9 protein-coding genes and 2 pseudogenes are annotated in these 9,645 nt (G+C 58.1%); 5 read left to right on the top strand and 6 right to left on the bottom strand.

Going from position 1 to position 9,645, the window contains the following annotated elements; all coding sequences use genetic code 11:
* The 3 genes and pseudogenes from KJQ96_RS32595 to KJQ96_RS32585 form a co-directional block, all read right to left on the bottom strand.
* A pseudogene (locus KJQ96_RS32595) lies at window positions 1-505 on the bottom strand (hypothetical protein); the annotation flags it as partial.
* 185 nt (window positions 506-690) lie between these two features.
* Window positions 691-1,938 carry a type II toxin-antitoxin system HipA family toxin gene (locus KJQ96_RS32590; RefSeq protein ID WP_213290434.1) on the bottom strand — a complete coding sequence of 416 codons (1,248 nt, stop codon included), beginning with the start codon at window positions 1,936-1,938 and terminating at the stop codon, window positions 691-693.
* Window positions 1,931-2,263 carry a helix-turn-helix domain-containing protein gene (locus KJQ96_RS32585; protein ID WP_108523282.1) on the bottom strand — a complete coding sequence of 111 codons (333 nt, stop codon included), beginning with the start codon at window positions 2,261-2,263 and terminating at the stop codon, window positions 1,931-1,933. The genes KJQ96_RS32590 and KJQ96_RS32585 overlap by 8 nt, the downstream gene beginning before the upstream one ends.
* Before the next feature lie 138 nt (window positions 2,264-2,401).
* Between KJQ96_RS32585 and KJQ96_RS32580 the strand changes: the two genes are divergently transcribed.
* Entirely contained in the window at window positions 2,402-2,707 is a 306-nt protein-coding gene (locus KJQ96_RS32580; protein WP_213290433.1) for a hypothetical protein, read from the top strand.
* Window positions 2,704-3,069 (top strand): helix-turn-helix domain-containing protein, encoded by a 366-nt coding sequence (locus KJQ96_RS32575; protein WP_213290432.1) that lies wholly within the window; start codon window positions 2,704-2,706, stop codon window positions 3,067-3,069. The genes KJQ96_RS32580 and KJQ96_RS32575 overlap by 4 nt, the downstream gene beginning before the upstream one ends.
* Here the strand turns inward: KJQ96_RS32575 and KJQ96_RS32570 are convergent.
* A complete protein-coding gene (locus KJQ96_RS32570) occupies window positions 3,022-3,435 on the bottom strand; it encodes a DUF6788 family protein (RefSeq protein ID WP_213290431.1) in 414 nt (137 codons plus the stop codon). The genes KJQ96_RS32575 and KJQ96_RS32570 overlap by 48 nt on opposite strands.
* A gap of 752 nt (window positions 3,436-4,187) precedes the next feature.
* On the opposite strand from KJQ96_RS32570, the gene KJQ96_RS32565 reads away from it, so the two are divergent.
* Both KJQ96_RS32565 and KJQ96_RS32560 read left to right on the top strand, forming a co-directional pair.
* A complete protein-coding gene (locus KJQ96_RS32565) occupies window positions 4,188-5,276 on the top strand; it encodes a hypothetical protein (RefSeq protein ID WP_213290430.1) in 1,089 nt (362 codons plus the stop codon).
* 78 nt (window positions 5,277-5,354) lie between these two features.
* Entirely contained in the window at window positions 5,355-7,481 is a 2,127-nt protein-coding gene (locus KJQ96_RS32560; protein WP_213290429.1) for a DNA/RNA non-specific endonuclease, read from the top strand.
* 487 nt (window positions 7,482-7,968) lie between these two features.
* Here KJQ96_RS32560 and KJQ96_RS32555 read toward each other — a convergent pair.
* A pseudogene (locus tag KJQ96_RS32555) lies at window positions 7,969-8,496 on the bottom strand (transposase); the annotation flags it as partial.
* Window positions 8,497-8,676: 180 nt separating this feature from the next.
* On the opposite strand from KJQ96_RS32555, the gene KJQ96_RS32550 reads away from it, so the two are divergent.
* On the top strand, window positions 8,677-8,910 hold the full coding sequence (locus KJQ96_RS32550; RefSeq protein WP_213290428.1) for a hypothetical protein: 234 nt from the start codon (window positions 8,677-8,679) through the stop codon (window positions 8,908-8,910).
* 551 nt (window positions 8,911-9,461) lie between these two features.
* On the opposite strand, the gene KJQ96_RS40620 is transcribed toward KJQ96_RS32550, so the two are convergent.
* Entirely contained in the window at window positions 9,462-9,617 is a 156-nt protein-coding gene (locus KJQ96_RS40620; RefSeq protein WP_375293225.1) for a transposase, read from the bottom strand.
* Window positions 9,618-9,645: the final 28 nt, after the last annotated feature.

Below are 9,645 nucleotides of genomic sequence, written 5' to 3'. Positions count from 1 at the left end.
CCTGCCATGATACAGCTCCTCGTTTCGCCGACCGCAAACGAGGAATCCGCCAACAACCCGTCCGTTCCATCAATTCAGCCTGCTGCAGCACGCGGGTTTCATGGAATCGGTCGTCTAGGTTGAAGCCAACAATCGGCGCGCGCAGGCACACGCGCAGAACGCGGCCGACGCCTTCGCTAAATTGTTCGCAGAGGGCACGTGCCCGGTCTGCAAGAACGCAATCACCTCGTATACGAAAGACGCGCCCTGGCTGCTGAGGCCGGAAGGGTTTGAGAAGGACGATTTCCCGAGAATAGCGGAGCGCTACGCGGCCGAGCGCATCAGCTATTTGGATGCGGCTCATTTCGCCCCTAATTCTGAACATCGCTTTCAAGGTTGAATTCATGTCGTACTTGCGGGCGACTTGGACGCAATTCATCAGATCAAGTTCAAGCTCGCCGTAATCAAGCAAAAGGCGACCTATGACGGCCATCTCGTTTGGAAATGTGCTGTGGATCGGAAACATTATCGTCTGCGCCCCTTAAGACCAGCTGATAGCTAGCCTAACGATTCATGAAATGGCCATGACCGTAGCCGTCTAGCGCCGCTGAAAGCGAATGTTCAAGTTCAAATGATCTCGAAGTGGTGTTCTTTCGGTCGCGCTACGTCTTTGGCAGATCATCACCAGCAATGCTCCGGCGTAGGTTCTCGTCATAGCGCCAAGGCTCGTTTGAGATCATCGTGTTCGAAGGCGCTGGCCATGCGGTTGATCTCAGCCGATCTGGCGCCGACTGCTTTGGCGCTATCACGCCAGGTCGTCGTCACCGCCGCGACTTCTTTAATAGTTGCGCGGGCTTGCACGAGCGTGAGGCCGAAAAACTCCGAAGCGGCTTCCAGCAAGTCGAGTGAACAGGTGCCTTCGTCGAGGTCGATATTTGTTGTCAGCACGCGTGCTTTGAGATCCGTCGGCACCGGGTTGAGGTCGTAGGCGGGAGAGAGCGTCCAGCCCGCCTTACCGAGCCAGAGGAAGCCGTGGTTGCGCAGGTGATCGTCGACATTGGAGATGAGCACGTTGAAGACGACGCGCCGATAGAGTGCATGGGCGTCGGTCTTTCCTTGCGCGCCATGTTGCGCAAGGGCGTCGACTATCTCCGGATAGCTGCCCCGCTCGCCGTCTTTGGCGCCCATCATCGCCATGGCCGACAAGAATGGGATGCGGGTCGCGCCGGTGCGGTCGAAGCGACGCGACAGCATGACCGGTTTGCCGGCCACTTCGATTAATTCATGGTGCGGAGTAGCGATGCCGGCCTGACCAGCCAGCCGCAGCGCGATCTCCTCCCAGGTCTCCATGCTATAGTCGTCGGTCTCCTTCGGGAATTTGGCGATGGAGAGGTTGCCATGCTGATCAACGACGGATGCTTTCGGCCGTGCTCCGCCGAGAGAGGTGCCGGGTGCGAAGATAAGCTGGCGATCCTCGTCCGTTTCCTCGTCCCGGAGAATCCGCTCGGTAATCTGCAGGAGCCGTCCGAGTTCGATCAGGGCAGGGACGGCGGCGCGGATCGGCGCCTGGAAAGTCTCTTGCCCTGCCCAGCGGAATAGTAGCGCGCCGAGACGGGTTTCATCGGCGACGCCAAGCAGGTAATCGCTCTCCGCCAGGGTGCGAACTGCGCGGCCCTCGCGTTCAGCTAGGCGGCGTTCGGAGCGTTGCATCAGACGTCGGCCCCAAGTGTCGGGTGCGGAGTCGCCGATGGAGCCGAAGATGGCTTGGCCGGGTGGTGGCGCGAAGCCGCCGCGCGTCAGCTTGAGGGCCGGCTCGATAGAGAAGCGATCAGGATCTTCGAGCCACTCGGGCGCATACTCGAAGACGACTGTTTCGTTACCTCGAACGCGGTTGCTTCTGGCCAAACCGACGCGCCGCGTGCGGCCGTCCAGCTCGATGTGGACTTCGAAATCAGCCATTGTCGGCTCGGGCGGTTCGCTTGAGGTGGATATGTTTGGGTAGCTCTGCGCTGGCCAGCGCCTGTCCGACTGGGTCGTTGCTGATGTCGGCGACCTGGCTCAGACGGTCGAGCAGGCCGAGCGCCTGGAGGACGCCGGCATAAATCCCGACGCTTACATTGGTGTCCCCGGCTTCAACTTTCTGGAGCGTTGAGCGGGAAGTGAATGCGCGCTCGGCCACGACCGCCATCGGCAGCCGTCGTCGCCGGCGGGCATCGTGAATGTCCGTGCCGAGCTTGCGCAGGGCCCGCCGCACAGCGGCAGGAGGATTATGTGGAGTAGGCATTTGTCACCTTCGTACTACAGATTGGCAAAATATGTAGCACGAAGATTACATTTTGCTAGTCGGCTGGAAGGATCGACAGCCCTTGAAAATCCACGAATGTAAGATTGTCTTACCATATGTCGGATCAAGGAGGCTTCCATGGACCCTGCTACCCTTAAGGAAAAGCTAATCGCTGTTCTCAGCCAGATTCAAGCTGACAGCGGCTTGGAGTGCCCAGCGCTGAGTGGCGCGATCAAACCGGTTGAGACCTTGCCCAAGTTCGACAGCAAGGTCTGGCCCGTCGCGACCACGATCCTCGCCACAGAGATCGGCGCGACGATCCCGAACGACGTCAATATCTTCGTCGACGAGACCACCAAGCTTCCGCGCTCCATCGACGAGACGGCGATCTTCGTCTGTGACCTGCTCAAGAAGCAAAGCGAGAAGGAAGCGGCCGCGGCATGACCGAGCTCGATCCCGCGAAGCGGGCCCAGATCGCTGATCGACTGAAAGAGGCGCGCAAGCTGCCCGGCTTGTCACAAGCCCATGTCGCCAAGATAATCGGCCTGCACCGTCCTTCCATCACCGAGATCGAAGCAGGCAACCGCCGTGTCTCAGCCGACGAACTCGTCCGACTTGCAGAGATCTATGACGTCAGCGTCGCCTGGCTGCTCGGCGAAGCGCCCGAGACGCTCGACGCTCAAGATCCGCGGCTTGAGCTTGCCGCACGCGAACTCTCCAAACTCAAGCCAGATGATCTGGAACGTTTGCTTAGGCTGTTAGCGGCGATGCGCAACGATTCCACCGCGAGCGGGGACGATCGCTGATGAGTGTGTTCGTCTCCACCACCGTCGTATCTTCCTCTCGCCCCGCGGCGCCGCCGCATCGGGGCCCAGCAGGTCGCGATTGAGCTCGCAGATCGCTTCGATCGCTTCTTTCAGCTTCTGATAGTTGTCCAGCCAACGGCGCACTTCAGCAACGCGTTCACGGCGCACGCTGAACTGGCGAACGCGTCCGCCGCCATAGCTCACCGTCAGCACGTACACTTGGTGCCCTTCGCCGCGCGCACATTTCGGGCAGCCGCTCTTGTGACGAACCGTGCGCTCCAGCAGCGAACCACGCAGCAGTTCGCCGGTGACCGGCAGCTTGCCGACAAGCCTCTCGCGGGTTTGAAGAGCTCGATCTCGAATCATTCATAAGAATGAATCAATCTCACCCACACAAGTCAACGCTGATTCCGTCCGATCTTGCAGTTTTCGCCCCACCAAGCGATTCTGGCTGCCTCAAAAGGCAGCCGAATTTTGCGCCGGAAAGTAGCTAGCGCGGCCAAAGCGGAGGACCGTCCGCTGATTGACGTCGTGCGCAGCATGGAGGATGCAAAGTGACCACGCTGGCCGAGCTCGGGCCGAGCGTGGTACAGCAGGTAGTGCGACAAGGACGAGGGCAGCGCGTCGTCTCGGATGATTCCTCAGAATAGCGCCTCCGAGGCCATCGATGAACGACGCAGGCCCTATCTCCGACCTGGGAGGCACCGGTCCGGAGCTACCGATAGATTTCGGTTTTGGACTATCAAGGAGTAAGAACTTTGCTTAACCTGCTTGGGTTGAACAATTTATAGTGGTAACGGGTCGGGGGACACCGTAATGATTTTTAGAGGTGCCGATGCGCGCAAGCGGATTGCGGCGGACGCCGTTGACGCCGTCAAGCGGGGACACGGCATATCCTGTACCGTTGGTCCACGTCACCGCTCAGGAGGCAAGATAGATCGATCCCATCGCCGCGCATTCTGACAGCGATGTTGTGCACTGGCTGAGTATGCAGTCGCCAAGCGCAGATTGGTCCGGTAGACGCTGAACCAGCGTTAAAGCATCTGTAGCGAAAACTTGTAATCTTCTCGTCATAGTTGTATCTTAAAAATGCGATTTTGGATTCGAGGGGCTCGTCCATGAAGATGATCGCGCTTGTTGCTTTGTGGATTCTTGGCTTGTCGGCTTCCTCCCTCGCGCAAGACATCAATTGCGGTGCAAAAGGGCCTGATCCGAAGCCGAGTGAGATCAAGCTCATTTCGTGGAATATCGCCGAATTAGCGACGGCAGTGAGGGTCTATGATCGTCTCCTCCGCTCGGAAGATGAATTCAAGGACTTGCGGCTCTATCGTGAATGCAGCGACGGCCACGTCTACGCCATGCAGGAGATCGCGAGCCTTCGCGCGCTCGCGCGCGTTTTCCCACCATCCCAGTACATTCTCTGCATTTCCGGGCAGACCGTTGCGGACCAGCGTGGCCTGGCGCCCGATTATCCTTTCAACCAGCTTTCGGATATCAAGCCGCAGTGCGTAACCGACCCGACCTCAGCCGTGAGTACTCTGCCGGGCGAACTCACCAATCCTGCCAGGCAGTATGTTGCTTTAGCAATCAAGCGATCTTCTGGCGTTTCACTCGGAGATACGAGGGACGTCGTGGATCTTGGGCCAAAAGACCCGGCAACTGACCACCAGACCCGGTGGGGGCTCGACATTACCTTGAACAAAAATGGCGCTCTTTTGCGGCTACTCGTCGTGCACATGAAGTCTCGCTGCAACGAAGATCCCATCGAAGAACCTTCAGATAACGACCACTGTCCAGCGCTCTTTCGTCAGCTGCAACCGCTTAAATCCTGGATCAGGGCAGCGCATCAGGGCGGTGGGCCGGTTATCGTTGCCGGAGACTTCAATCGCAGGTTCGACCGCGAAAGCCCTGAGATAAAGACGACTGATATGTGGGATGTGATGTCTGGCGCGTCCACGTCGAGCCCTGACGATGACGTGAAACTTACCCATATCCCTAAGAACAAGGAGTTCAAGTGCTGGCCTACCGAGCCCGCCAGCCAACGCTTTTCGATAGATTTCTTTGTCTTGAATGAGAAGGCCGCTGCCCTTGCGGACGCGGGATCATACTGGAAATGGCGATACGGCAAAGACATTGAAGAGGAAACGCCGCGTTCCCGTTGGCCCAGTGATCATTGCCAGATTCAACTGAACCTTAAGTTTCCATGATTGACGCGAAGTGCCGTTTGAAGCCGAGCCACGGGCCGGTTTGTGTTGTTTCTAAAGATCTAATTTTACGGGGAACGTATGCAGATTGATACTGAAGTAGTCGCCACGACGACCGCGCGAGTCGACTCGAAGCGCGGTGAACTCAAGGCACCTGCGGCAAAGCCTGATCTTCCGAAGGATCGGGCGGATCGCGTTACTCGGTACATCAATGAAAACCGGACGCCCGATGACATCGCCGCCCTTGAGCGCGCGATGGGAACGAATGACCTACTGAGCCTACACTACTTCTGGGCAGGCATTCGTGCGGCCCGTTCTGTTGGTTGCATCAAAATACCACCGTCGCCGGGTGATCGCGGAGGGTCTGCTACTGGCTTCATGATCGCCCCCACACTCCTGCTAACGAATTGGCATGTTTTTAAGATGCCGGAAGTAGCAGGCCGCTCGCGTGTCCAGTTCGCATACGAGTCGGACCCCCTTGGAAATGACCGAATCCCCACCTGGTTTTCCTTCGCTCCTGACAAGTTCTTCTTCAATAACAAGGATCTCGATTATTGCGTCGTGGCGGTCGACCCTCTTTCCAAGCAAGGGACGGAAGAGCTGGCGAGTTTCGGATGGCTTCGCCTGAATCCTCAACTCGGCAAGGCGGACTACGGCCAGTTTCTTTCCATCGTTCAGCATCCCGGAGGCCAGAGCAAGCAGATAGCCATTCGTGAAAATAAACTATTGCCCTTCGATGACACTGAAGACTTTCTCACCTACCAGAGCGATACCTTCCGAGGCTCGTCAGGCTCGCCAGTGTTCAACGATCTTTGGGATGTCGTTGCCCTACACCACTCGGGAAAGCCGCTGAAAGATAGCCAAGGTCGCTACATCGGCCACGACGGCCAGCCCATTACCGACCATAAGCCGCTGGAGCACGAGATCAAATGGATAGCAAACGAAGGCGTCAGGACCAGCCGGCTCGTAGCTGACATCAGGAAACAGGCTGCTCGTCATGATCTCCTGCCGGTGCTTGAGGCGGCTATCCAAGGAACGATCAAGCCAACTGCAGCCGAACTCGAAATCGACGTGGAGCCGTCAGCACGGCCTACTTTCGCTCCGCAGCTCATTCCAGCAAGCCTGCCGAGTGAGGGATTCTCACTCGTCTTGCCACTAAACGTCTCGCTCAAGGTTGAAAGCCTTTCGAATCCTCCTTCTATCCGCTCGTTGATCCCGGAAGTAAAGCCATTGGCTGCTCCGGCCATTGTCGCAAGTGCTGAGCCTGACGAGTTGTTGCTGGAGAAGCTTAACTTCGACACCGACTATAGCGATCGACAAGGCTACGACGAAAACTTCCTCGGCCGCGACCGTATTGCGGAATTCCCGACCATAGAGAGCGAAGACCCGAAGCTGATTGCTCCCTTGCGGGGCCGCGCCGGCAAGGTCCTCCACTACCATCACTATTCGTGCATGATGCATGCACAACGGAGAATGCCGGTCCTTTCGGCCTGCAATACCGATTACAGCAAAGGCCAGAGGAAGATTAAGGGCCGCGAAACCTTTGGAAAGGACGAGTGGATAACCGATAGCCGCATGGACGAAAAGTACCAGCTGCCGAAAGGCTTCTATGATCGGTGGAAGAGACTCGATTTTGGCCATCTCGTGAGGCGAGATGATAACTGTTGGGGTGCGTCAAAGACAGAGATTGAGTACGCGAATTCAGACACGTTTCACCTGACGAACTGCACGCCCCAGCACGAAGCATTTAATCGCGATAAGTTTGGTTTCCACGGCTTGTGGGGGCGGCTCGAAAATCACATTAGCAGGCAAGCATCCTCCGATAGGACGCTGGCACGCCTGTCGATCTTTGCTGGTCCAATTTTCACGATGCGGGATCTGAAACTTGAAGACGAGGAGGCAGGCAACGTTTATGTGCCGCTATCCTATTGGAAGGTAGTCGTTGCACCGACCAGGAGCGGCAGCATCAGGGCGTTCGGCTTCGTCACATCGCAAAAGCAGGAGCTAGCTGACGATTCACCGTTTGAGGAATTCTCGCCAGAAGGCTTCGAAGACGAGCAAGCGACATTGGCGGAAATCGAAAGACGCACTGTTGTCCGGTTTAGTGCGACGTTGAAAGCGGCCGACGTCATGAATGACCGGCCCGTGCAGGAGGAGGAACTTATGCCCCTCTCGTCATTCGAAGATGTCTGGATGGGGAAGAAATAACTGCGGGAACGGAGGCTCAAGCTCGATGGCCGCGGTGCTTGGAATGACAGACGTGTGATCGAGTGGCATGCCCCCTTGCTTGAGCTATCGCAAGGATCAGGGCAGGGAGTTCGCGAACTATGCGTGTACGACGCTGGTCTTTTGGGTGCTGGCAGGACCTTCTGGGAACGAAGCTGGTCAATCTTCGTTCTACTGGTGGGCCGGTGAAAGCGAATCCCGCTGGCCTGCAAGTTTTGGTCTTCTTTGATGGCGAGAAGAAAGGCGCACCGCCACAAGTCGAGATCGCCCGATCATGAAGTCGAGATCGCCCGATCATGAATGGGACCTAAAATGTCGGATATCGCCGATACTCTCGTTCAAACATTCACTAGACTACTTTCCGGCGCAAAATTCGCGCTTCTAACCAGACTGGTCAACCGCGCGGACAACGACAAGGCCCCGCCAGGGGCTGGCGGGGCCTTGAGAGGCCAGATTGAGCTGGGACGGACTACGGTTGGCGTGACTGGTTTTCCATCGCGCGTCCGATATTGATGAGGTTGTCGGCGACGACGCCGAGGCCGACCCAGCGTTTCATTCCGATGCTGCCCTTGTAGCGGCAGCGATCGAGCCCGTGTCGCCGTTTGACGACGCTGATACGTCCCTCGCATCCGGTTCGCCATTTCTGACCGTTACGGAACCAGCGCTTTTTCTGCTCACGCTTGCGCTCGGCGCTCTTGGTCGAGCGATTAGGAATGCAGACGCGTTTGACGCCTCTGGCTTTCGCTGCAGCTTCGTTCCTGGCGGAGTAAAATCCAGCATCCGCCGCCACCAGGCGTGGCGTGCGTCCGAGTTTTGCCTCGTGGGTTTCGATGGCCGGGATCAACAGCTCCGAATCGCTTGGCCGCTGATCGTAGACGTCGTAGTCGATCACAATCTGGTTCTCTGCTTCCTGCAGTTTGACCATCTTGCCGAACTCGTTGGGCTTGCCGGCCTTACCTTTGCGAATGATCTCGGTCGAGGGCTCGAACACACTGACATAGGCGAGTGAAGCCCGCTTCGTCTCTGCAAGAATCACATCGCGAATGAGCTGGGCATCCCAGCTTTGCGACCTTCTGCCGAGCGCCGGGAGCAACCGCATGACCATGCGACCGTGCCGACCTATGGTCAGCTCCGTGATGCCGCGATGGTGGCGCAGCCACTCCGGGAACTCGATCACATGCCGGTCGAAAGCTGGGGACGTACTCTTCGGCTCGCGTCGCACGATGCCACGCTCACCCAAAAAATCGACAAACCTGCGCGCTCGCCTCACGTATTTCTCGGATACGCCTTTCACTCGGCGAATGCCGGGACAGCGACAGCGATGTCGCGCAAAACGACTTACGACATCCTCGTCGACGTTGCCGACTGCAAGCCTTTCCCTGGTGAGCCAGCAGGCGAAGTGGCGAGCTGAACCCTCGTAGCCGCTCACCGTCAAGCAGGAATGTCCCAGCGCCCGGAGATGGGCCATAAACTCCGTCACTAGCGGGGCGAGGTCGCCCGCGTCCATACTACGTCGATGATTGCTGCAACCTTGCTTCGGCTTGACCATCGTTGGCCTCCTCTCGTTGCCATCAAGACAGCGAAGGAAACCTCGAATTATGCCGAGTCAGATCCCACCGGCCTCGGTCTAAGCTGTTGATAAGAAGGAAAACTCCGATCGGCTCGCCGCGGACTCTGCATAACCATGCGCTCCGCATAATTGCGCATATCGGTGTGGCCGGTCGCAAGCCACACCCGCACGCCCGTCGGAAGCGGGATCATCGCTGTCGTGGCCCATCGGACAAGGCCGCGACGGCTGCCGTCACTGTCGCCGCGTCGACCGCACCCGCGATCCGCATCCGCGCCCCGGTCGTAAACTCGATCTCGATCGCACCGCTGCTGGCCGATGCTTGCGCAGGTATCGGCGGCTCGGGCTCCGCGATCACCGTCGCCGGCACGAAGCCGATTTGTCGTCCATCAGCGTCATTCTGCTCGGCTCGAAATGACCGCCGCCACGAGAAGCAATGAACGCGAGACGCCGTATCGCCGGGCGGTCGCCGACACTTGCCACGGACCCTGCAAGCTCTCCAGCACGATCCTGAGCTTCTCATCCTCGGACCAGCGCCGCCGCCGGCCCATCTCCACCACTTCGAGCCGCCCGATTTGG

The sequence above is a fragment of the Bradyrhizobium sp. sGM-13 genome (assembly GCF_018398875.1).
Classification (GTDB): Bacteria; Pseudomonadota; Alphaproteobacteria; order Rhizobiales; family Xanthobacteraceae; genus Bradyrhizobium.
The sequence above is the reverse complement of the archived record's forward strand: the minus strand, read 5'-3'. Positions and strand labels throughout refer to the sequence as shown.